Annotated in this window: 23 protein-coding genes and 1 pseudogene; 17 read left to right on the top strand and 7 right to left on the bottom strand. The window is 71.3% G+C overall.

Annotated elements, in window-relative coordinates; all coding sequences use genetic code 11:
• Nucleotides 1-35: 35 nt before the first annotated feature.
• The gene (locus ACFY01_RS08045) at nucleotides 36-1,142 is read left to right on the top strand and encodes an amidohydrolase family protein (protein WP_390734835.1); all 1,107 of its coding nucleotides are present in this window, start codon (nucleotides 36-38) and stop codon (nucleotides 1,140-1,142) included.
• Nucleotides 1,143-1,164: 22 nt separating this feature from the next.
• Here ACFY01_RS08045 and ACFY01_RS08040 read toward each other — a convergent pair whose 3' ends face one another.
• From ACFY01_RS08040 to ACFY01_RS08025, 4 genes are all read right to left on the bottom strand, one after another.
• Nucleotides 1,165-2,166 (bottom strand): heme A synthase, encoded by a 1,002-nt coding sequence (locus tag ACFY01_RS08040; protein ID WP_390734834.1) that lies wholly within the window; start codon nucleotides 2,164-2,166, stop codon nucleotides 1,165-1,167.
• Between the two features lie 86 nt (nucleotides 2,167-2,252).
• The gene (locus ACFY01_RS08035) at nucleotides 2,253-2,969 is read right to left on the bottom strand and encodes an ABC transporter permease (RefSeq protein WP_390735268.1); all 717 of its coding nucleotides are present in this window, start codon (nucleotides 2,967-2,969) and stop codon (nucleotides 2,253-2,255) included.
• 50 nt (nucleotides 2,970-3,019) lie between these two features.
• Nucleotides 3,020-3,943 carry an ABC transporter ATP-binding protein gene (locus ACFY01_RS08030; protein ID WP_390734833.1) on the bottom strand — a complete coding sequence of 308 codons (924 nt, stop codon included), beginning with the start codon at nucleotides 3,941-3,943 and terminating at the stop codon, nucleotides 3,020-3,022.
• A gap of 208 nt (nucleotides 3,944-4,151) precedes the next feature.
• Nucleotides 4,152-4,967, bottom strand: coding sequence for an aminoglycoside N(3)-acetyltransferase (locus tag ACFY01_RS08025; protein WP_390734832.1), 816 nt, complete (start codon nucleotides 4,965-4,967; stop codon nucleotides 4,152-4,154).
• 161 nt (nucleotides 4,968-5,128) lie between these two features.
• On the opposite strand from ACFY01_RS08025, the gene ACFY01_RS08020 reads away from it, so the two are divergent.
• The 8 genes from ACFY01_RS08020 to ACFY01_RS07985 all read left to right on the top strand — a co-directional run bounded on the left by ACFY01_RS08020 (nucleotide 5,129) and on the right by ACFY01_RS07985 (nucleotide 11,711).
• Nucleotides 5,129-5,872, top strand: a complete 744-nt coding sequence (locus tag ACFY01_RS08020) for a helix-turn-helix transcriptional regulator (RefSeq protein WP_390734831.1) — start codon at nucleotides 5,129-5,131, stop codon at nucleotides 5,870-5,872.
• Nucleotides 5,869-7,290: a Fe-S cluster assembly protein SufB gene (gene sufB / locus ACFY01_RS08015; protein ID WP_225828092.1), complete on the top strand. Its 1,422-nt coding sequence runs from the start codon at nucleotides 5,869-5,871 to the stop codon at nucleotides 7,288-7,290. Before ACFY01_RS08020 ends, sufB begins: the two co-directional genes overlap by 4 nt.
• 61 nt (nucleotides 7,291-7,351) lie before the next feature.
• Nucleotides 7,352-8,536, top strand: coding sequence for a Fe-S cluster assembly protein SufD (gene sufD / locus ACFY01_RS08010; protein WP_390734830.1), 1,185 nt, complete (start codon nucleotides 7,352-7,354; stop codon nucleotides 8,534-8,536).
• Nucleotides 8,533-8,853 (top strand): non-heme iron oxygenase ferredoxin subunit, encoded by a 321-nt coding sequence (locus tag ACFY01_RS08005; RefSeq protein ID WP_390734829.1) that lies wholly within the window; start codon nucleotides 8,533-8,535, stop codon nucleotides 8,851-8,853. Before sufD ends, ACFY01_RS08005 begins: the two co-directional genes overlap by 4 nt.
• 7 nt (nucleotides 8,854-8,860) lie before the next feature.
• On the top strand, nucleotides 8,861-9,625 hold the full coding sequence (gene sufC / locus ACFY01_RS08000) for a Fe-S cluster assembly ATPase SufC (protein WP_390734828.1): 765 nt from the start codon (nucleotides 8,861-8,863) through the stop codon (nucleotides 9,623-9,625).
• Entirely contained in the window at nucleotides 9,622-10,896 is a 1,275-nt protein-coding gene (locus ACFY01_RS07995; protein ID WP_390734827.1) for a cysteine desulfurase, read from the top strand. The genes sufC and ACFY01_RS07995 overlap by 4 nt, the downstream gene beginning before the upstream one ends.
• Nucleotides 10,897-10,914: 18 nt before the next feature.
• Nucleotides 10,915-11,382 (top strand): Fe-S cluster assembly sulfur transfer protein SufU, encoded by a 468-nt coding sequence (gene sufU / locus ACFY01_RS07990; RefSeq protein WP_390734826.1) that lies wholly within the window; start codon nucleotides 10,915-10,917, stop codon nucleotides 11,380-11,382.
• Nucleotides 11,379-11,711, top strand: coding sequence for a metal-sulfur cluster assembly factor (locus tag ACFY01_RS07985; protein WP_390734825.1), 333 nt, complete (start codon nucleotides 11,379-11,381; stop codon nucleotides 11,709-11,711). Before sufU ends, ACFY01_RS07985 begins: the two co-directional genes overlap by 4 nt.
• A gap of 74 nt (nucleotides 11,712-11,785) precedes the next feature.
• Here the strand turns inward: ACFY01_RS07985 and ACFY01_RS07980 are convergent, their stop codons facing one another.
• On the bottom strand, nucleotides 11,786-12,658 hold the full coding sequence (locus ACFY01_RS07980; protein WP_390734824.1) for an AbfB domain-containing protein: 873 nt from the start codon (nucleotides 12,656-12,658) through the stop codon (nucleotides 11,786-11,788).
• A 268-nt stretch (nucleotides 12,659-12,926) separates the two neighbouring features.
• Between ACFY01_RS07980 and ACFY01_RS07975 the strand changes: the two are divergent.
• Nucleotides 12,927-13,361 (top strand): annotated as a pseudogene (locus ACFY01_RS07975) (TetR/AcrR family transcriptional regulator); the annotation flags it as partial.
• A gap of 94 nt (nucleotides 13,362-13,455) precedes the next feature.
• Nucleotides 13,456-14,442 carry a 2,3,4,5-tetrahydropyridine-2,6-dicarboxylate N-succinyltransferase gene (dapD, locus tag ACFY01_RS07970; RefSeq protein WP_390734823.1) on the top strand — a complete coding sequence of 329 codons (987 nt, stop codon included), beginning with the start codon at nucleotides 13,456-13,458 and terminating at the stop codon, nucleotides 14,440-14,442.
• A 60-nt stretch (nucleotides 14,443-14,502) separates the two neighbouring features.
• Here the strand turns inward: dapD and ACFY01_RS07965 are convergent, their stop codons facing one another.
• Nucleotides 14,503-15,000: a hypothetical protein gene (locus tag ACFY01_RS07965; RefSeq protein WP_390734822.1), complete on the bottom strand. Its 498-nt coding sequence runs from the start codon at nucleotides 14,998-15,000 to the stop codon at nucleotides 14,503-14,505.
• 142 nt (nucleotides 15,001-15,142) lie between these two features.
• Here ACFY01_RS07965 and ACFY01_RS07960 point away from each other — a divergent pair, with 142 nt between their 5' ends.
• Together ACFY01_RS07960 and ACFY01_RS07955 are read left to right on the top strand one after the other, a co-directional pair.
• On the top strand, nucleotides 15,143-15,703 hold the full coding sequence (locus ACFY01_RS07960) for a SigE family RNA polymerase sigma factor (RefSeq protein ID WP_390734821.1): 561 nt from the start codon (nucleotides 15,143-15,145) through the stop codon (nucleotides 15,701-15,703).
• Nucleotides 15,700-16,938, top strand: a complete 1,239-nt coding sequence (locus ACFY01_RS07955; protein WP_390734820.1) for a YncE family protein — start codon at nucleotides 15,700-15,702, stop codon at nucleotides 16,936-16,938. The genes ACFY01_RS07960 and ACFY01_RS07955 overlap by 4 nt, the downstream gene beginning before the upstream one ends.
• Here the strand turns inward: ACFY01_RS07955 and dapA are convergent, their stop codons facing one another.
• Nucleotides 16,939-17,868, bottom strand: coding sequence for a 4-hydroxy-tetrahydrodipicolinate synthase (gene dapA / locus ACFY01_RS07950; protein WP_390734819.1), 930 nt, complete (start codon nucleotides 17,866-17,868; stop codon nucleotides 16,939-16,941).
• 158 nt (nucleotides 17,869-18,026) lie between these two features.
• Here dapA and ACFY01_RS07945 point away from each other — a divergent pair, with 158 nt between their 5' ends.
• The 4 genes from ACFY01_RS07945 to ACFY01_RS07930 are packed head-to-tail and all read left to right on the top strand — an operon-like array spanning nucleotide 18,027 to nucleotide 19,829.
• Entirely contained in the window at nucleotides 18,027-18,173 is a 147-nt protein-coding gene (locus ACFY01_RS07945; RefSeq protein ID WP_390734818.1) for a hypothetical protein, read from the top strand.
• A complete protein-coding gene (locus ACFY01_RS07940; RefSeq protein ID WP_390734817.1) occupies nucleotides 18,170-18,862 on the top strand; it encodes a hypothetical protein in 693 nt (230 codons plus the stop codon). Before ACFY01_RS07945 ends, ACFY01_RS07940 begins: the two co-directional genes overlap by 4 nt.
• A gap of 53 nt (nucleotides 18,863-18,915) precedes the next feature.
• Nucleotides 18,916-19,335, top strand: a complete 420-nt coding sequence (locus ACFY01_RS07935) for a phage holin family protein (RefSeq protein WP_390734816.1) — start codon at nucleotides 18,916-18,918, stop codon at nucleotides 19,333-19,335.
• Entirely contained in the window at nucleotides 19,332-19,829 is a 498-nt protein-coding gene (locus ACFY01_RS07930; RefSeq protein WP_390734815.1) for a DUF3618 domain-containing protein, read from the top strand. The genes ACFY01_RS07935 and ACFY01_RS07930 overlap by 4 nt, the downstream gene beginning before the upstream one ends.
• Nucleotides 19,830-19,844: the final 15 nt, after the last annotated feature.

Below are 19,844 nucleotides of genomic sequence, written 5' to 3'. Positions count from 1 at the left end.
TTCAGGAGGACGAGGTCCAGTCACGGGGAGTCCGGATGATCGAAACGCCGTCCCTGGTGGACCAGTACTGCCACGGCGTGCTGCGCACGGAGCTGGGCCTCGGCACGTTCGAGGCCCAGCTGGCCCGTACCGAGGGGCCGCCCGCCCCCGGGACCACGCTCTTCGACACGCAGACCGGTTTCGCCGTGCGGCGCTGGTGCCCGCCGCTGCTCGGCCTGGAGCCGCACTGCGCCCCCGCGCGGTATCTCGCCCGCCGCCGTGAACTGGGCGTGCTGGAGGCGGGCCGCCGTCTGCTGCGGGGCAGCGGCATCACCACCTACCTGGTCGACACCGGGCTGCCGGGCGATCTGACCGGACCCGCGGAGCTGGCCTCCGCGGGTGACGCCGACGCCCGTGAGATCGTCCGCCTGGAGCTCCTCGCCGAGCAGGTCGCCGACACCTCCGGCACCGTCGAGTCGTTCCTCGCCAATCTCGCCGAGTCGGTGCACGGCGCCGCCGCGCAGGCCGTCGCCTTCACCTCGGTGGCCGGGTTACGGCACGGCCTCGCGCTGGCGCCCGAGCCACCCGGGCCGGGCGAGGTGCGGGGCGCGGCGGGCCGCTGGCTGGCCGGGCGGCGGGTCGGCGGCGAGCTGAGCGACCCGGTGCTGCTGCGGCACCTGCTGTGGATCGCGGTCGCCTCGGGCCTGCCGCTCCAGCTGCACGCCGGGCTCGGGGAACCGGGCGCGCGCATCGACCGCACCGACCCGGTCCTGCTGACCGACTTCGTGCGGGCCACGGCGGGCCTCGGGACCGACCTGGTCCTGCTGCACGGCTACCCGTACCACCGCCACGCCGCCCACCTCGCCGCCGTCTTCCCGCACGTCTACGCCGACTCGGGCGCCGCCCTGGTCCGCACCGGCGCCCGGGCCGCGACGATCCTCGCGGAGGTGCTGGAGCTGGCCCCGTTCGGCAAGATCCTGTTCTCCAGCGGCGCTCACGGCCTGCCCGAACTGCACGTCGTGGCCGCCCGGCTGTTCCGCGAATCCCTCGGACGGGTGCTGGGCACCTGGGTGGCCGAGGGGGCGTGGTCCCTGGGGGACGCGCAGCGGGTGGCCGCGATGGTGGCGGTGGGGAACGCCCGCAGGATCTACGGACTCGGGTGAGACGTAGCGGCGTACGGGTGACTCACGCGCTCGTGGCCACCGCCGCCCCGGTCGTCGGACCGGGCACCTCGGGCACCGCCTCCGGCCGCTCGCGCAGCGCCAGCAGGACGCGCAGCACCCCGATCCACACCAGGCACGAGCCGAGCATGTGCAGGCCGACCAGGACCTCGGGCAGGTGCGTGAAGTACTGGACGTAGCCGATGACACCCTGCGCGAGCAGGATCAGGAACAGGTCCCGCGTCCGGTCCAGCGGCCCCTTGGGCGCGTCCACCGCCTTCAGGACGAACCACAGGGCGAAGGTCAGCGTCACCACGATCCAGGCGAGCACCGCGTGCAGCTTGGCGACGGTCTCCCAGTCGATCGGGATGCGCTTGACCTCGGTGGAGTCACCCGCGTGCGGACCGGCCCCGGTCACCACCGTGCCCACCGCGATGAGCAGCACGGACGCGGCCACCAGGAACCACACCAGCTGTTGCACGGCCTTGCCGGCCAGCAGGCGCGGCGCCCCGTCGCCCTCGCGGGTGCGCTGCCACATCACCGTGGCGACGGTGATCAGCGCCGTGGTGAGCAGGAAGTGGGCCGCGACGGTGTACGGGTTCAGACCGACCAGGACGACAATGCCGCCGAGCACCGCGTTGCCCATGACCACCCAGAACTGCGCCCAGCCCAGCCGGGTCAGGCTCCGCCGCCACGGCTTCTGCGCCCGCGCGGCGACGATCGCCCAGCCGACGGCCGCGCACAGCACGTACGTCAGCATGCGGTTGCCGAACTCGATGGCACCGTGGAAGCCCATCGCCCGGGTCGTGGTGAGCGAGTCGTCGGTGCAGGTGGGCCAGGTCGGGCAGCCCAGGCCCGAGCCGGTCAGCCGTACGGCACCGCCGGTCACCACGATGATCACCGACATCACGAGGGCGGCCAGCGCCGCCCGCCGGACCGTCCGGGGGGCGGGCGTCCAGCGCGCGGCGATGAAGGAGAGGGGGTTGCGCAGGGCAGCTGCGGCGTCTGTGGGGGTCAGCTTAGGCACGGGTCCATGGTAGGCGGGACGCTTGTGCACGCTTTCACGAGGGTCCCGTCCGGGGCCTCCCGGGGCACTGCCAGCGCCTCCCCGCGCTACTCCCAGCGGAAGAACCGCCCCGCCGCCGCCAGCCCCACGACCGCCCACACGCCCAGGATCCCCAGGTCGCCCCACGGCACCCCGGCCCCGTGCTGGAGCACGTCCCGCAGGCCGTCGGAGAGCGCCGAGATGGGCAGCAGCCCGAGCGCGTCCTGGACGCCGGAGGGGAACTTGTCGAGCGGGACGATGACCCCGCCGCCCACGAGCAGCAGCAGGAAGACCAGGTTGGCGGCGGCCAGCGTGGCCTCCGCCTTCAGCGTGCCCGCCATCAGCAGGCCGAGCCCGGAGAAGGCGGCGGTGCCGAGGACCAGCAGGAGCAGGACGGCGGCGGGGTTGCCGTGCGGGGACCAGCCCAGCGCGAAGGCGATCACCGTCAGCAGGACCACCTGGAGGATCTCCGTGACCAGCACGGACGCCGTCTTCGCGGTCATCAGCCCCCAGCGGGGCAGCGGGGAGGCGGCCAGCCGCTTCAGTACCCCGTAGCGCCGCTCGAAGCCCGTCGCGATGGCCTGCCCGGTGAACGCCGTCGACATCACGGCGAGGGCCAGGATGCCGGGGGCGAGGAAGTCGACGGCCTCGCCGGCGCCGGTGTCCACGATGTCCACGGAGCTGAAGAGGGCCAGCAGCAGGGTCGGGATGACCACCGTCAGCAGCAGCTGCTCGCCGTTGCGCAGCAGCATCCTCGTCTCCAGCGCCGCCTGGGCGGCGATCATGCGGGGCAGGGGCGCGGCGCCGGGCTTGGGGGTGAACGTGTCCACAGCGGTCACGACCGCAGCTCCTTACCGGTGAGCTCCAAAAAGACGTCTTCGAGAGTGTGCCGCTCCACCGAGATCCGGTCCGGCATCACCCCGTGCTGGGCGCACCAGGAGGTCACCGTGGCGAGCAGTTGGGGATCGACCTTGCCGACCACCCGGTAGGCGCCCGGGGTCAGCTCGGCGGCCGTGCAGTCGGCCGGGAGGGCCTTCAGCAGGGAACTCACGTCGAGGCCGGGGCGGCCGGTGAAGCGGAGCGTGTTCTCGGCGCCGCCCTTGCACAGCTCCTCGGGGGAGCCCTGGACGATGACCCGGCCCGCGTCGATGATCGCGACGTCGTCCGCGAGCTGCTCGGCCTCGTCCATGTAGTGCGTCGTGAGGATGACGGAGACGCCGTCGGCCCGCAGGTCCCGCACGAGGTCCCAGGTGGCCCGGCGGGCCTGTGGGTCGAGCCCGGCCGTCGGCTCGTCGAGGAAGACGAGCTCCGGGCGGCCCACCACGGCCATGGCCAGCGCGAGCCGCTGCTGCTGGCCGCCTGACAGCCGTCGGTACGCGGTCCGGCCGCACGAGCCGAGGCCGAGGCGCTCGATGAGGGCGTCCACGTCCAGCGGGTGCGCGTGCAGCTTGGCCACGTGGCGCAGCATCTCGTCGGCCCGGGCGCCGGAGTACACCCCGCCCGACTGGAGCATCACGCCGATCCGGGGTCGCAGCTCGGCCGACTCCCGCACCGGATCGAGGCCCAGGACGCGCACCGTGCCGGAGTCCGGCCTCCGGTACCCCTCGCAGGTCTCGATCGTCGTCGTCTTGCCGGCCCCGTTGGGGCCGAGCACGGCGGTCACACCGGCCCTGGCCACCAGTTCGAGGCCGTCCACCGCGGTCTTCGTGCCATACCGTTTGACCAAGGCGTGGACCTGGACCACGGGCTCACTTCGCATGGGTCCAGAGTCTAGGTAGGCGCGCCGGGACTCAGGCGGCCGGGTGCGGAATCCGCTTTCGCGGGGCAGGTCGGGGCTCGGGTGGATGACGGCGGTGGTCGTCCGAGAGGCCGTGCGTCGGTGGTGCCGCTGTGTTCCGGTGCGGGCGGGTGGGTTCCGCCGGTGGGCCGGCCTGGGCTCGCCGGGCGTGGGGCCGGTCGTGCCGGGCTCAGGCGGGCGGGTGCAGGATGTCCTGCTCGCGGGGCCGGTGCAACGCCAGCCACCGTTCGGCGTAGGCCACCGCGTCCGCCACCGGGAACAGCCGTGCGTCGGCCGCGCCCGCCTTGCCCAGCCGGACGGGCCGGTCCCGTTCGAAGTCCTGGCCCAGCTCGTCGAAGCGGTCCGAACTGATCGACACCTCGGTCATCGTCTCCCAGCCGCCACCGGCCACCGGCCGGCCGACCCGTTCGAGCGGCGCGGGTATCCGGTACTCGGCGAGGTGGAAACTCGTACAGCTGTCGTATCCGGCCCCGAGCAGCAGTACCCGGGCGCCCCGCTCCTCCAGTCTGGCCAGCGGACTGCGCTCGCCGAGCCGGCAGTCGGGGGCGTGGCCGTCGACGATCCCCGCCGCGCGCGGTCCCAGCGCCGCGAACGAGGCGTGCGGGTGCGCGCTGCGCAGGGCGCCCGGCCAGGTCCGAACGGTCTCCGGGATCACGCCGACGCCGTGCGAGGGGGTGATCAGCGGGTCGTACGCGGGCATGGCGGCCCGGATCCGCTCCCACCAGGCCTCCGGCACCGGCGGCCTGCTCCACAGAGCCGGGTCGGACAGGTTGCCCGAGTGGGTGGGGACGACGATCGTGCCGTCCGGGCCGACGCAGTCCAGCAGGCTTCGGACCACGGCGACGGCGCCGCCGCACACCCAGCCGAGCGAGCTGAGCGAGGAGTGCACCAGGAGGATCTCGCCGCGTTCCACGCCCAGCGCGCGCAGCTCCGCGCAGAGGGTGTCGCGGGTCACGAGTGGGCCGGTCGGAGGGCGTGTCGGCATGGTTCGGCAGTCTCTTGGACCACGGCCGGACGCGCCACCCGTTCGATCGATCGATGATCGTTTCCGCAGGTCGGATTAGGTATACCTAAGTGACGCAGGGCACCGTCGGTCCACTCGGACGCCGCTTGCCTGCCTCTGCGGAATTACGCAACAATGGCGTTGTGAAAAACGTCGGCGAGGCTCGGGAGACCCCCACGGGGGCCCCTCAGGAGGAGCTCGCGACCGGGGAGCGGTCCACCCGCAACCGGGTCGCGCGGTCCATCCTGGACCACGGCCCGTCGACCGTCGCGGAGCTGGCCGGACGGCTGGGACTCACCCAGGCGGCCGTACGGCGTCACCTGGACGCGCTCACCGCCGACGACGTCGTCGAGGCACGCGAGCAGCGGGTGTACGGCACGCGCACGCGCGGCCGTCCCGCGAAGGTCTTCGCGCTCACCGACTGCGGCCGCGACGCCTTCGACCAGTCGTACGACAAGCTCGCCGCGGAAGCGCTCCGCTGGATCGCCGAGCGCGAGGGCGGGCAGGAGGCGGTCACCGCCTTCGCCAGGGCCCGGATCGCCGCGCAGGCGAGGGCGTACCGCAAGGCGATCGAGGCCGTCACCCCCGACAAACGCGCCGAAGCCCTGGCCAAGGCCTTGAGCGTGGACGGGTACGCTGCTACGGCGCGCAGCGCACCGGTCGGCGAACAGCTGTGCCAGCACCACTGCCCGGTCGCGCACGTCGCGGAGCAGTTCCCGCAGCTGTGCGAGGCGGAGACGGAGATCTTCGCCGAGCTGCTGGGTACCCACGTCCAGCGACTGGCGACCATCGCGCACGGCGACGGCGTCTGCACGACGTTCATCCCAAAGATTTCCACTGACGCAACCGACGCATCTGCAAGCACGGCCGGGAGGAACCCCGCATGACTCTCCCCACGGAGACTGCCCACCCCGAACTCGAGGGCCTGGGCAAGTACGAATACGGCTGGGCCGACTCCGACGTGGCCGGTGCCTCTGCAAGGCGCGGCCTGAACGAGGACGTCGTCCGTGACATCTCGGGCAAGAAGTCCGAGCCCGAGTGGATGACGAAGCTGCGCCTGAAGGGTCTGAAGCTCTTCGAGAAGAAGCCCATGCCGAACTGGGGCTCGGACCTGTCGGGCATCGACTTCGACAACATCAAGTACTTCGTGCGCTCCACGGAGAAGCAGGCGGAGTCCTGGGAGGACCTGCCCGAGGACATCAAGAACACCTACGACAAGCTGGGCATCCCGGAGGCCGAGAAGCAGCGCCTCGTCGCCGGTGTCGCCGCCCAGTACGAGTCGGAGGTCGTCTACCACCAGATCCGCGAGGACCTGGAGGAGCAGGGCGTCATCTTCCTCGACACCGACACCGCGCTCAAGGAGCACCCGGAGCTCTTCAAGGAGTACTTCGGCACCGTCATCCCGGCCGGTGACAACAAGTTCGCCGCCCTGAACACGGCCGTGTGGTCCGGTGGCTCCTTCATCTACGTGCCGAAGGGCGTGCACGTGGAGATCCCGCTCCAGGCCTACTTCCGGATCAACACGGAGAACATGGGCCAGTTCGAGCGGACCCTGATCATCGTCGACGAGGGTGCCTACGTGCACTACGTCGAGGGTTGTACGGCCCCGATCTACAAGTCGGACTCGCTGCACTCCGCGGTCGTCGAGATCATCGTCAAGAAGAACGCCCGCTGCCGCTACACGACCATCCAGAACTGGTCGAACAACGTCTACAACCTGGTCACCAAGCGCGCCGTCGCCTACGAGGGCGCGACCATGGAGTGGATCGACGGGAACATCGGCTCCAAGGTGACGATGAAGTACCCGGCCGTCTACCTGATGGGCGAGCACGCCAAGGGCGAGACCCTCTCCATCGCCTTCGCGGGCGAGGGGCAGCACCAGGACGCCGGCTCCAAGATGGTCCACATGGCGCCGAACACGTCCTCCAACATCGTCTCCAAGTCGGTGGCACGCGGCGGCGGCCGCACCTCGTACCGCGGTCTGGTCGAGATCGGCGAGGGCGCCGCCGGATCGAAGTCGAACGTGCTGTGCGACGCGCTGCTCGTCGACACCATCTCCCGCTCCGACACGTACCCCTACGTGGACGTCCGCGAGGACGACGTGTCCATGGGCCACGAGGCGACCGTCTCCAAGGTCTCCGAGGACCAGCTGTTCTACCTGATGAGCCGCGGTCTGAGCGAGTTCGAGGCGATGGCGATGATCGTGCGCGGCTTCGTCGAGCCGATCGCCAAGGAGCTGCCCATGGAGTACGCCCTCGAGCTGAACCGGCTGATCGAGCTGCAGATGGAAGGCGCGGTCGGCTAAGACCCCCTTCCGGACGACAGCTATCGAAATCTGACGCAGGAAAGAGAGCAGACCGACAGCCATGGCTGAGGCCCAGAACATCCCCGTGGGGTCCACCACCGCGGGCCAGATCGCGGTGGCCGCCGAGTCGACCGTCGCCACGCGCATGAGCGCGCCCCCGTCCTTCGACGTGGCGGACTTCCCGGTCCCGCACGGCCGCGAGGAGGAGTGGCGGTTCACGCCGCTGGAGCGGCTGCGCGGGCTGCACGACGGCACGGCGGTCGCCACCGGCGACGGCGTGAAGGTGGACGTCCGGGCCCCCGAGGGCGTGACCGTCGAGACCGTGGGCCGCGACGACGCGCGCCTCGGCCGGGCCGGCACCCCCGTGGACCGCGTCGCCGCCCAGGCGTACTCGGCGTTCGAGAAGGCCGGCGTGGTCACCGTCCCCAAGGAGACGGTGCTCACCGAGCCGATCCGTATCGCCGTGCACGGCGAGGGCGGGACCGCCTACGGCCACCAGGTCGTCGAGCTGGGAGCCTTCGCCGAGGCCGTCGTCGTCATCGACCACACCGGTGACGCCGTACTCGCCGCCAACGTCGACTACGTCCTGGGCGACGGCGCCAAGCTGACCGTCGTCTCCGTCCAGGACTGGGACGACAAGGCCGTCCACGTCGGTCAGCACAACGCGCTGATCGGCCGGGACGCCACCTTCAAGTCGTTCGTGGTGACCTTCGGCGGTGACCTCGTACGCCTGCACCCGCGCGTCGCCTACGCCGGCACCGGCGGCGAGGCCGAGCTGTTCGGCCTGTACTTCACCGACTCCGGCCAGCACCAGGAGCACCGTCTCCTCGTCGACCACAACACCCCGCACTGCAAGTCCAACGTCGCCTACAAGGGCGCGCTCCAGGGCGACGACGCGCACGCCGTGTGGATCGGCGACGTGCTCATCGAGGCCAAGGCCGAGGGCACGGACACGTACGAGATGAACCGCAACCTCGTCCTCACCGACGGCGCCCGGGTCGACTCCGTGCCGAACCTGGAGATCGAGACCGGCGAGATCGTCGGAGCCGGCCACGCCAGCGCCACCGGCCGCTTCGACGACGAGCAGCTCTTCTACCTGATGGCCCGGGGCATCCCCGAGCACGAGGCCCGCCGCCTCGTCGTCCGCGGCTTCTTCGCCGAGCTGGTCCAGCAGATCGGCGTCGCGGACATCGAGGAGCGCCTCATCGCCAAGATCGAGGAAGAGCTGGAGGCGTCGGTCGCATGAGCGACGCATTCGTGCGAGTCTGCGGGCTGAGCGAGCTGGAGGACGACACCCCCAAGCGGGTGGAGATCGACGGCACGCCCGTCTCGGTCGTGCGGACCGAGGGTGAGGTGTTCGCCGTCAACGACATCTGCTCCCACGCGAACGTCTCGCTGTCCGAGGGCGAGGTCGACGACTGCCACATCGAGTGCTGGCTGCACGGCTCGCGCTTCGACCTCCGCTCCGGAAAGCCCGACAGCCTTCCCGCGACGCGCCCCGTCCCCGTATACCCCGTAAAGATCGAAGGGGACGACGTTCTCGTCTCCCTCAAGGAGTCCTGAGGCACCCATGGCAACGCTTGAAATCCGAGACCTGCACGTCACCGTCGAGGCCGACAACGCCACGAAGGAGATCCTCAAGGGCGTCGACCTCACCGTGAAGCAGGGCGAGACGCACGCCATCATGGGCCCCAACGGCTCGGGCAAGTCGACCCTCGCCTACTCGCTCGCGGGTCACCCGAAGTACACGATCACCAGCGGCACCGTCACCCTCGACGGCGAGGACGTCCTGGAGATGTCCGTCGACGAGCGCGCCCGCGCGGGCCTGTTCCTGGCGATGCAGTACCCGGTCGAGGTCCCCGGCGTCTCGGTCTCCAACTTCCTGCGCACCTCCGCCACCGCCATCCGCGGCGAGGCCCCCAAGCTGCGCACCTGGGTGAAGGAGGTCAAGGAGGCCATGGAGCGCCTCAACATGGACCCCTCCTTCGCCGAGCGCAACGTCAACGAGGGCTTCTCCGGCGGTGAGAAGAAGCGCCACGAGATCCTCCAGCTCGAACTGCTCAAGCCGAAGGTCGCGATCCTCGACGAGACGGACTCCGGCCTGGACGTCGACGCGCTGCGCATCGTCTCCGAGGGCGTCAACCGCGTCCGCGAGACCGGCGAGGTCGGCACCCTGCTGATCACCCACTACACGCGCATCCTGCGCTACATCAAGCCCGACTTCGTCCACGTCTTCTCCGCCGGCCGGATCGTGGAGTCCGGCGGCGCGGAGCTCGCCGACAAGCTGGAGGACGAGGGCTACGAGGCATACACGAAGGGTGGCGTATCCGCGTGACACAGCTGCCGGGCCTCCTCACCGGGACACCCCAACTGCTTGACGAGGCGATCCGCAAGGACTTCCCCGTCCTGGACCGGCTGGTCCACGACGACAAGAAGCTCGTGTACCTGGACAACGCGGCGACCTCGCAGAAGCCGCGCCAGGTGCTGGACGCCCTGAGCGAGTACTACGAGCGCTACAACGCCAACGTCCACCGCGGTGTGCATGTGCTCGCCGAGGAGGCCACGGCGCTGTACGAGGGCGCGCGCGACAAGGTCGCCGCGTTCATCAACGCGCCGAGCCGCGACGAGGTGATCTTCACCAAGAACGCCTCCGAGTCGCTCAACCTCGTGGCGAACATGCTCGGCTGGGCCGACGAGCCCTACCGGGTGGACTCGGACACCGAGATCGTCATCACGGAGATGGAGCACCACTCCAACATCGTGCCGTGGCAGCTGCTCGCGCAGCGCACCGGCGCGAAGCTGAAGTGGTTCGGCCTGACCGACGACGGCCGCCTGGACCTGTCCAACATCGACGAGATCATCACGGAGAAGACGAAGATCGTCTCCTTCGTGCTGGTGTCGAACATCCTGGGCACCCTGAACCCGGTCGAGGCGATAGTCCGCCGCGCCCAGGAGGTCGGCGCTCTGGTCTGCATCGACGCCTCCCAGGCCGCGCCGCACATGCCGCTGGACGTACAGGCCCTCCAGGCCGACTTCGTGGCCTTCACCGGCCACAAGATGTGCGGCCCGACCGGCATCGGCGTGCTGTGGGGCCGCCAGGAGCTGCTGGAGGACCTGCCTCCGTTCCTCGGCGGCGGCGAGATGATCGAGACGGTGTCGATGCACTCCTCGACGTACGCCCCGGCACCGCACAAGTTCGAGGCGGGCACCCCGCCGATCGCCCAGGCGGTCGGTCTGGGCGCCGCGATCGACTACCTGTCGTCGATCGGCATGGACAAGATCCTCGCCCATGAGCACGCGCTCACCGAGTACGCCGTGCGGCGGCTGAGCGAGGTCCCGGACCTGAGGATCATCGGCCCGACCACGGCCGAGGACCGCGGGGCCGCGATCTCCTTCACCCTGGGCGACATCCACCCGCACGACGTGGGCCAGGTCCTCGACGAGCAGGGCATCGCGGTCCGCGTCGGCCACCACTGCGCGCGACCCGTCTGCCTGCGGTACGGAATTCCCGCGACCACGCGAGCGTCGTTCTATCTGTACTCCACGCCGACCGAGATCGACGCACTGGTCGAGGGGCTGGAGCACGTTCGGAACTTCTTCGGCTGAAGGGCGTGAGCTGAAACCGTGAAGCTGGACTCGATGTACCAGGAAGTCATCCTGGACCACTACAAGCACCCGCACGGGCGGGGCTTGCGGGATGGCGACGCCGAGGTGCACCACGTGAACCCGACCTGCGGCGACGAGATCACCCTCCGAGTGAAGTACGACGGCATGAAGATCGAGGACGTCTCGTACGAGGGCCAGGGCTGCTCCATCAGCCAGGCCTCCGCCTCCGTGCTGAACGATCTGCTGGTCGGCAAGGACCTGGCGGACGCGCGGAAGATCCAGGAGACCTTCCTGGAGCTGATGCAGTCCAAGGGCAAGATCGAGCCCGACGACACGATGGAAGAGGTCCTGGAGGACGCGGTCGCGTTCGCCGGTGTCTCCAAGTACCCCGCCCGGGTCAAGTGCGCCCTCCTGAGCTGGATGGCGTGGAAGGACGCGACGGCTCAGGCCCTGGGCGGAGCCGACGCCGAAAGGAAGACGGCATGAGCGACACCGTTGAGATCAAGCCCGCCTCGGAGGAGGAGCTCCGCGAGGCCCTGATGGACGTAGTCGACCCCGAGCTGGGCATCGACGTCGTCAACCTCGGCCTGATCTACGGCATCCACGTCGACGACGCCAACATCGCGACCGTCGACATGACCCTGACCTCGGCGGCCTGCCCGCTGACCGACGTCATCGAGGACCAGGCCAAGTCCGCCACGGACGGCCTGGTCAACGAACTGCGCATCAACTGGGTCTGGATGCCGCCGTGGGGCCCCGACAAGATCACGGACGACGGGCGTGAGCAGCTGCGGGCGCTCGGCTTCAACGTCTGAGACCTCCTGCACGCGTGAAGCGGCGGCACCCGAGGGGTGCCGCCGCTTCCGTGTGTTCGGGCCGGTCAGGGTGTTCAGGCGAGGCCGTCGACCAGCTGGAACGCCGAGTCCGCCCAGTACAGGTTGCTGTTCTGGTACGAGTCCAGCTTGAGCTGGAAGTTCTGGTGACGCAGGAAGCGGCCGGGGTAGTTCACCGACTCCAGCATCACCGAGCCCGAGTACATGGACGTCCGCGGGCAGAAGGTGGCGTCCTGCTTGAACAGGGACGAGCCGTCGTCGCGCTCGGAGCGCAGTACGAAGCTGCGGTGCCGCAGATAGGTGCCGTCGGCCGTGGCGAAGGAGTAGCAGGAGCCGTTGGCCAGGCCCTCGACCACCTTGAAGGTGGCGTCGCGGCGCGCGGAGGCGGAGCCGACGGGATCGAGCTTCACGTAGCCGCCGCTGACGTGCCAGTAGCGGTTCGGATAGTTGACCGACCGGACCGACTTCCATGCGGACGAGGTCTTCGAGCCGTGCGAACCGCCGTCCGAGCCCTTTCCGTCCGAGCCCTTTCCGGACGAGTCCGACGAGCCCGAGGACTTGGACGGCTCGGCGGATGCCTTGGACCCGTCCTTGCCGTCGTCCGGGGACGCGGTCGAGCCCGTGGCGGTGGGCGTGGCCGACGACGGAAGGCTCTTCGTTCCGGGCGCGGCCTTGGTGCTCGCCGAGGGCGAGGCGAAGGAGAGCAGGCCGGGACCGCCGTCGGTGGGGCCCGCCGACTTCGCCTGGGGCGACGACCTGTCAGGAGCGTTGTGGTTCACGGCTATCGCCGTCAGACAGGCGGCGATCGTCGCGGCGGCCAGCCCGCCGGCCAGCCAGAGTCTTCGCGTTCCGGGAGCCCGGGACGTATCGGGGGCCCAGCCGTTCTCCCAAGGCTCGTTCCGAGGGGGCTGGGGCGTGGTGTCTTGCATGCGCTGATTTCCTCCAGCGGCGCGCGGGGCGGCGGCCGGGGGTGTGAGGGTGAGGTATGTGAGCGGTGAAACACTAGTGGAGCCGACGGGGCGTCGGGAGATGTTTGAGCGAGCGGTTTCCATGAAATTGAAACCACCTCATGTTCCGCGTGGGACTTCACATTTCCTTCTCCGCGCCCTCCCGGTCCCGGCTCACGACGAGGCCGGCACGGTGGGCGGGCAGCGCGCCCGCTGGACCACGGGCTGACGGGAAAGCCGTTTCCGTTCCATCGGAACGGCGTACGCCGTCCGGGCCTGTGTGGGCACCGCGACCATCGCCGCGAACATCGCGGGTCTGAGCCACCGCCCGGTCGCCGCGGACCTCCCGCTGGGCTCCACGACGTACCACTTCGCGACGCTCGACGACGGCCCCGGCGGCGACCTCGCGGCGCGGCTCGCGCGGGTCCTCGGGGACTGGCTGGGCGGGGACCGGCCGGGCGTGGAGCTGGAGTACGAGCTGAAACCGGCGGCCCTGCGCCGCCCCGCCCTGCGTCCCGTCGCCGCGGAGTGGACCGACGAGACGGCCCGGCGGCTGGTGGTGCGCGCTGGTCCGGTGACGGCGAGGGCACTCCTCGTGCTGATGGACGAAAGCAGCCTCCAGGTGCTGCTCACGGGAGCGGAGTACGACGAGGAGTACGCGCGGGACGCGCCGGCGCGGCTGATCGACGGGGCGACCGTGTGGCGCGGGCCGGTATCCCGCGGCTCGGCACGTGAGACGCGGTTCGCCCAAGCGGCCCAGGCCACGTTAGGTTTCCCTTATGACCGACAAGAACGCACGCACCACCGGTGCCGTCGCCGCGGGCCTCGCCACGATCGCCGCCGACGGGACCGTCCTCGACACCTGGTTCCCCGCGCCGGAGCTCTCGGAGGAGCCCGGCCCCTCCGGCACCGAGCGGCTGACCGCCGAGCAGGCCGCGCAGCTGCTCGGCGGCGGCGCGACCGCGGCGATCGGCCCGGACGCCCGCCGGGGCGTCGAGGTGGTCGCGGTCCGCACGGTCATCGCCTCGCTCGACGACAAGCCGATCGACACGCACGACGTCTACCTGCGCCTGCACCTGCTCTCCCACCGCCTGGTCAAGCCGCACGGCCAGAGCCTGGACGGCATCTTCGCCCACCTCGCCAACGTCGCCTGGACCTCGCTCGGCCCGGTCGCCGTGGACGACGTCGAGAAGGTGCGGCTCAACGCCCGCGCCGAGGGCCTGCACCTCCAGGTCACCTCGATCGACAAGTTCCCCCGCATGACGGACTACGTCGCCCCCAAGGGCGTCCGCATCGCCGACGCCGACCGCGTCCGCCTGGGCGCCCACCTCGCCGAGGGCACCACGGTCATGCACGAGGGCTTCGTCAACTTCAACGCGGGCACCCTCGGCACCTCCATGGTCGAGGGCCGTATCTCCGCGGGCGTCGTGGTCGGCGACGGCTCGGACATCGGCGGCGGCGCCTCCACCATGGGCACGCTCTCCGGCGGCGGCAACGTCCGCATCACCATCGGCGAGCGCTGCCTGATCGGCGCCGAGGCGGGCGTCGGCATCGCCCTCGGCGACGAGTGCGTGGTCGAGGCCGGCCTCTACGTCACCGCCGGCACCCGGATCACCATGCCCGACGGACAGATCGTGAAGGCCCGCGAGCTCTCCGGCGCCTCCAACATCCTCTTCCGCCGCAACTCGGTCACCGGCACGGTCGAGGCCCGCCCGAACAACGCGGTGTGGGGCGGCCTGAACGAGATCCTGCACAGCCACAACTGATCACCGGCGGCTCCGAGCGCCCTTCCGGCCCCGAGACGGCCCGGAAGGGCGCTTTCGTACTCACTGACCCGCCGCGAAGTCCGCCAGGATCGTGAAGTCCTCCTCGCGCAGCCCGATCCTCGGATCGACGTGGTGGAGCAGTGCCGGCCCGGCATGGTGGGTCCGCACGTACGCCGTGTCGGCCGGGGTCTGTTCGTCGTCCACCCAGGCGAAGGGGCGGTCGGCGGCGTGGGCCACGATGGCCTCGGTCTTCCAGTGGACGCCGTCGGGCCGCATCGCGAACAGGCCCGCGCCGAAGTCGACGTACGGCAGCTCGGGCAGGCCGACGACCGGGCCGATCCAGCGGTTGGCGGCGTCCATCCACGTGGTCGCCCAGCACAGGTCGTAGCCGAGGTCCAGGAGCGCCGGGCCGTGGGCCGGGTTCAGCCAGACCCGCAGGGCGCGGCCGGGGCGCAGGGCCACCCGGATCGTCGTGTAGCCCTCGGGGCGCCGCTCGGGCTGTGCCGCGTACGGGTTGAGGGGGCCGTCGACGTCCAGGTACAGCAGAGGGCGGCTCACGGGGACAACGTACGGCACCGGGCGCCGCGGACCGGCGGGACTTTCCTCGCGGTGCTCAGGCATAGCGGCGGGCGGCCGGCCGCGTCACAAGGGGTACAGGGGCCGGGCACGGCGTCCGCCCCGGGGGAAAGAGAAGGTGACGATGGATGCCGAAGCGCAGGACAGCTTCCGGGACTTCGTGGCGAACCGGTCGTCCGCGCTGCTGAAGACGGCCGTCCTGCTGACCGGCGGGGACCGGCACGCCGCCGAGGACCTGTTGCAGAACGCGCTGGTCAAGGTGGCGGGACGGTGGCGGCGGATCGACGAGCCCGAGGCCTATGTGCGGCAGATCCTGTACCGGCAGCAGATCAGCCGCTGGCGGCTGAAGTGGAGACGGCGGGAGTTCAGCGTCGCCGAGCCGCCCGAGGCGCCGGCGGGCACCGACAGCTCGTCCGCCGCCGAGTTGCGGCTGCTGATGCGCGGGGCGCTGGCCCGGCTCACCGACCGGCAGCGCACCGTGCTGGTGCTGCGCTACTTCGAGGACCTGCCCGAGGGTGACGTGGCCCGGATCCTGGGCTGCTCGGTGGGCACCGTACGGTCCACCACCCACCGTTCCCTGGCCCGGCTGCGCGCCCTCGCGCCGGAGCTGGCCGGGCTCGGCCCGGCCGACAAGGGGCCGCAGCCGCGCTCCCGTGACTACTCGCCCGTGGAGGTACGCCCGTGAACGTCGAGGAACTGGTGCGTGACACCCTGCGGGAGCTGGCCGCCGAAGAGCCCGCGGAGGGGCCCCGGTTCGCCGACCGGGTGCTGACCTTGCGCAGGCGCCGCCGTACCCGCAGGCTCGCGTCCGTCGCCGCCACCGCGGCCGCCGTGGTCGCCATCGCCGTGGGGGTGCCACTGCTGCACCACGGCAAGGACGACGTACGTCCCGCGCAAGTCCTGAACCAGGGCGGCGTCCACGCCCACCCGGACCAGTCGCCGCCGCGCGACCTGATCGGGGCCGGGGACACGCTGCTGGCCGCCTACTACACGGCGGAGCCCCACCCGCAGACGAAGCAGCGGGCCGTCTACGAACGCACCTACTGGCTGCTCGACCAGAAGACCGGGAAGTACGAGAAGGACACGCGCTGGTCCTTCGTCGCCGTCGCCCCGGGCCTGCGGACCGCCGCCGTGCTGGAGCGGAACCTGCCCGCCCACCGGATCGGGCTGCTCGACCTCGCGACGGGGAAGGTCGAACGGTGGATCCCGGTCGGGCACGGGGTCGGCGGGCTCGCGTTCTCCGCCGACGGCACCAGGCTCGTCGCGACGGCGTACGGCGAGAACCCCGACCTGCGGGTCAAGGAGAAACTGCACGGAGCCGACGGCGAGGACAAATGGATCTGGGCGGCGAGGTTCGGCGAGTCGAGCCGGTCCGGCTTCTATGTCCTCGACGTGGTCTCCGGCCGGCGCTCCTGGAGCCCGGTCGCACACGGACGCGATGACAACGCCCGCCAGGACTTCTCGTTCAGCCGGGACGGCGCCCGGGTGTACACGCCGTTCGTCGGCGGTAAGGACGGTCTGCAGCAGTTCTACGACCTCAAGGGCAACAAGGTCGCCGCGCCCGCGGCCGAGGGGTACCTGCGCGCGGACGTCCCCGCGCGGCTGTCCCCGAACGGCAGGCTCGCCGCCTGGGGCCTGACGAAGGAGGTCTCCGGCAACCCCGGGAAGTCTTACTCCTCGCTCCGTGATCCCCGTACGGGCAAGGAGATCACCAAGGTCCGCGGCGACAGTCTGCTCGCCTGGGTGGACGACAAGCGGCTCATCGCCTGGGAGCGGGTCACGAGCCTGAAGGAGGACTACCGGCCGCAGCTCGTGCTGGTCACGATCGGCAGTGACAAGGTCGTGCCGCTCAGTGGTGCCAAGGACCCGAACAAGTACTTCGACCGAGAGGAGTGGCAGCCCCTCTTCGTCCGCCGCTGATCAGGCGGCCGTGAGCTCCTCGTACGCCGCCAGCAGCCTGTCGACCGCCTCGCGGCCGGCGGGCAGCAGCGGTGAGCGGACAGGGCCCGCGGGCAGGCCCAGCGCGTCCAGCAGGCCCTTGGCGGTGACCGTGCCGGGCAGACCGGACGCCGTCATCAGCTCCATGAGGGGCGTGGCGCGTTGCTGGAGGCGGGCGGACACGGGGGTGTCGCCCGCCTCGAACGCGTCCAGGATCTCGGCGATCCGGCGCGGGACGACGTTCGCCACCGTGCTGACACAGCCCGCGGCACCCACCGCGTACAGGGCGAGGATGTGCTCGTCGCAGCCCGCGTAGTAGGCCAGGCCGGTGCGGGCCAGTACCTTCTGCGTGCCGAGGAAGTCGTAAGAGCAGTCCTTGACCGCCACGATCCTGGGGTGGTCCGCGAGCCGGATCATCGTCTCGGGCTCGATGCGGGTGCCGGTACGGCCCGGGATGTCGTACAACATCACCGGCAGTCCGCCGGCGTCGGCGACCTGGCGGAAGTGGGCCTCCAGCGCGTCCTGCGGCGGCCGGCTGTAGTACGGCGTCACCACCAGCACGCCGTCCGCCCCCGCCTTCTCGGCCGCCAGGGCCAGCTCCACGGTGTGCGGGGTGTCGGAGGTGCCCACGCCCGCCACGATCGGTACCCGCTCGCCGACCGCCTCCCGCACGGCCCTGATCAGGTGTGCCTTCTCGGTGTCGCTCGTGGTCGGCGACTCGCCCGTCGTGCCGTTGAGGACCAGGCCGTCGCAGCCCTCCGCCACCAGCCGCTCGGCCAGACGCCCCGCGCCGTCAAGGTCGAGCGCGCCGGCCTCGGTGAAGGGGGTGATCATCGCGCAGAGCGTGCGGCCGAACGGGCGGGGGGAGGGGTACGGAGAAGGGTGCGGGGCGGTCGTCATGGCGGTCGTCATGGGAGTAGTCTCGGCACGACGAAGATGAAGCTCCACTTAATTCTTCTACCATGTATTGCTAAGTGTTGCTGCGACGTGGGGTCAGGTGCGCGGCTCTGCCCTGTGTCCAACTCGGCCCTTCATGGGTCACTATGGCCAGGACGGTACCCACGGCAGTCATGGGAGGCACCATGAAGCTCGGCAAGGCACTGGCCACCGGAGTCGCTGAGGAGCAGCCGGTCGTCCACGAGGAAGAACTCGACCTCACCGAGGAGATCCGCGAACCGCAGGACTCCGTGCCCGAAGAGGTCCCGGCCGCCCGATGAGACTGCGGCTCCCCACGGAACGCCCGACGGAGCCGCCGACCGGATACAAGATCGCCCACCCGGTGCTGTCCCAGGACGGCACCCGGGCCGGGTTCACCGGTGTGTCGCTCGGCGGCGCGCTGCCGTACGCCGTCCTGGACGACGCGTCCTGCGTCTACGGGCGCCGGCACCGCCCGCCCGCACGGCTGTGCGACTGCGGCTTCCACTGTGTGCACGACCGTACGGCCGCGGAGGCGCTGCTCACCACCACCGAGCACCGGACGGCGGTCCTGCTGGAGGTCTCCGTCCTCGGCGTCTACATCCGCTTCGAGCGCGGCTTCCGCTACGCCCGGCAACGGGTGCGGACGGCCACCGTCGGCCCCTGCGCCTGCGGCGCGCCCCCGGCGGCCCTCGCCGACGCGGGCTGGGGCAGGCCCGGGTGGCGGGCCCTGACCGCCTCCTGCCCGCTGTGCCTGCGCGGCCGTACGTCCGTCTCGCTCGCCTCCTTCGCCCGGCTGGCCGGGGACCGGCTGCGGGTGGTCGCGGGCGGGACCGCCCCGGCCGCGGGCGACGGCCCACCCGGACCCGAGGGGCTCGGCGTGCCCGAACTCGTCGCGGAGGCCGCCCTGTTGCAGGCCCGCCTCGACTGGTTCCAGACCCAGCTGGCCCGCCTCGGCGAGCGCGGGGCGGGCGGTGGGCCGCCCCCTTAACGGCCGCCGGCCGGGGTACTCGGATGTTCCGGACCGAGAGGAGGCGGAGCGCCGTGACCGGGACCATGAACGTGCGGCCCACCACCGATGAGCACCCTTCCGTGGGCGAACTCGTCAGCCGGGCCACTGAACAGCTCTCGCAGCTCGCGCGGCAGGAAGTGGCCCTCGCCAAAGAGGAGTTGGCGCAGAAGGGGCGGCGGGCCGGGCGCGGCGGCGGACTGCTGGGCGCGGCGGGCGCCGTCGCCTACGCCGGTTTCCTGGGCCTCGCCGCAGCGGCCGCCGCCGCCCTCTCGCTGACGCTGCCCGTGTGGGCCGCGGCGCTCATCGTCACGGCGGTGCTCTTCGCCGTCGCCGCGGTGCTCGCCGCGACCGGCCGCGCCCAGCTGCGGCGCGCCGCACCGCCCACACCCGAGGAGACGCTCGGCAGCGTCAAGGCGGACGTCGAGGAGATCAGGGAAAGGGCGCACCGATGACGAACAGGAGCGGACCCGGCGGGGGCGGCGCGAAAGGCCCCGACGAGCTGCGGCAGCAGATCAAGCACACCAGGAGCCAGCTCGGCAGCACCGTGGAGGAGCTGGCCGCCAGGGCGGACGTGAAGGGCCGCGCCCGGGCCCGCGCCGCCGACCTCAGGGACAAGGCGGGCGCGATGACCGTACAGCTGCGCAGCAGTGCCGCGCAGGCCGGGCACACCGTGCAGGAACGGGCGGCCAAGGCCGGACACACGGTGCAGGAGCGGGCGCTCCGGGCGGGCCATACGGTTCAGGAACGGGCTGGGCACGCCGGACACCTCGCGCAGGACAGGGCGACGCACGCCGGGCACGCCGTCGAGCAGCGCGTGCCGCGCCAGGCACGCTCCTTCGTCCAGGCGGGTGCGCGGCACCCGGTGCCGACGATGATCGTCGGCGCGGCGGGCGCGGCGCTCCTCGCGGCGGGCATCTGGTGGAGCGTGCGCCGCACCCACCGCTGAGCGGGCGCCACGGCC

This window comes from Streptomyces sp. NPDC001480 (genome assembly GCF_042894725.1).
GTDB lineage: Bacteria > Actinomycetota > Actinomycetes > Streptomycetales > Streptomycetaceae > Streptomyces.
The sequence above is the reverse complement of the archived record's forward strand: the minus strand, read 5'-3'. Positions and strand labels throughout refer to the sequence as shown.

Bases quoted from the DNA above. Each gene is read 5' to 3' on its own strand.
- sufC (WP_390734828.1), top strand. From the start codon at position 8,861: ATGGCAACGCTTGAAATCCGAGACCTGCACGTCACCGTCGAGGCCGAC.
- ACFY01_RS08035 (WP_390735268.1), bottom strand. From the start codon at position 2,969: ATGATCGCCGCCCAGGCGGCGCTGGAGACGAGGATGCTGCTGCGCAAC.
- dapA (WP_390734819.1), bottom strand. From the start codon at position 17,868: ATGACGACCGCCATGACGACCGCCCCGCACCCTTCTCCGTACCCCTCC.
- ACFY01_RS07930 (WP_390734815.1), top strand. From the start codon at position 19,332: ATGACGAACAGGAGCGGACCCGGCGGGGGCGGCGCGAAAGGCCCCGAC.
- ACFY01_RS08025 (WP_390734832.1), bottom strand. From the start codon at position 4,967: ATGCCGACACGCCCTCCGACCGGCCCACTCGTGACCCGCGACACCCTC.
- ACFY01_RS08005 (WP_390734829.1), top strand. From the start codon at position 8,533: ATGAGCGACGCATTCGTGCGAGTCTGCGGGCTGAGCGAGCTGGAGGAC.
- ACFY01_RS07980 (WP_390734824.1), bottom strand. From the start codon at position 12,658: ATGCAAGACACCACGCCCCAGCCCCCTCGGAACGAGCCTTGGGAGAAC.
- ACFY01_RS07985 (WP_390734825.1), top strand. From the start codon at position 11,379: ATGAGCGACACCGTTGAGATCAAGCCCGCCTCGGAGGAGGAGCTCCGC.
- ACFY01_RS07945 (WP_390734818.1), top strand. From the start codon at position 18,027: ATGGGAGGCACCATGAAGCTCGGCAAGGCACTGGCCACCGGAGTCGCT.
- ACFY01_RS07960 (WP_390734821.1), top strand. From the start codon at position 15,143: ATGGATGCCGAAGCGCAGGACAGCTTCCGGGACTTCGTGGCGAACCGG.
- sufD (WP_390734830.1), top strand. From the start codon at position 7,352: ATGGCTGAGGCCCAGAACATCCCCGTGGGGTCCACCACCGCGGGCCAG.
- ACFY01_RS07940 (WP_390734817.1), top strand. From the start codon at position 18,170: ATGAGACTGCGGCTCCCCACGGAACGCCCGACGGAGCCGCCGACCGGA.
- ACFY01_RS08045 (WP_390734835.1), top strand. From the start codon at position 36: ATGATCGAAACGCCGTCCCTGGTGGACCAGTACTGCCACGGCGTGCTG.
- ACFY01_RS08030 (WP_390734833.1), bottom strand. From the start codon at position 3,943: ATGCGAAGTGAGCCCGTGGTCCAGGTCCACGCCTTGGTCAAACGGTAT.
- sufB (WP_225828092.1), top strand. From the start codon at position 5,869: ATGACTCTCCCCACGGAGACTGCCCACCCCGAACTCGAGGGCCTGGGC.
- dapD (WP_390734823.1), top strand. From the start codon at position 13,456: ATGACCGACAAGAACGCACGCACCACCGGTGCCGTCGCCGCGGGCCTC.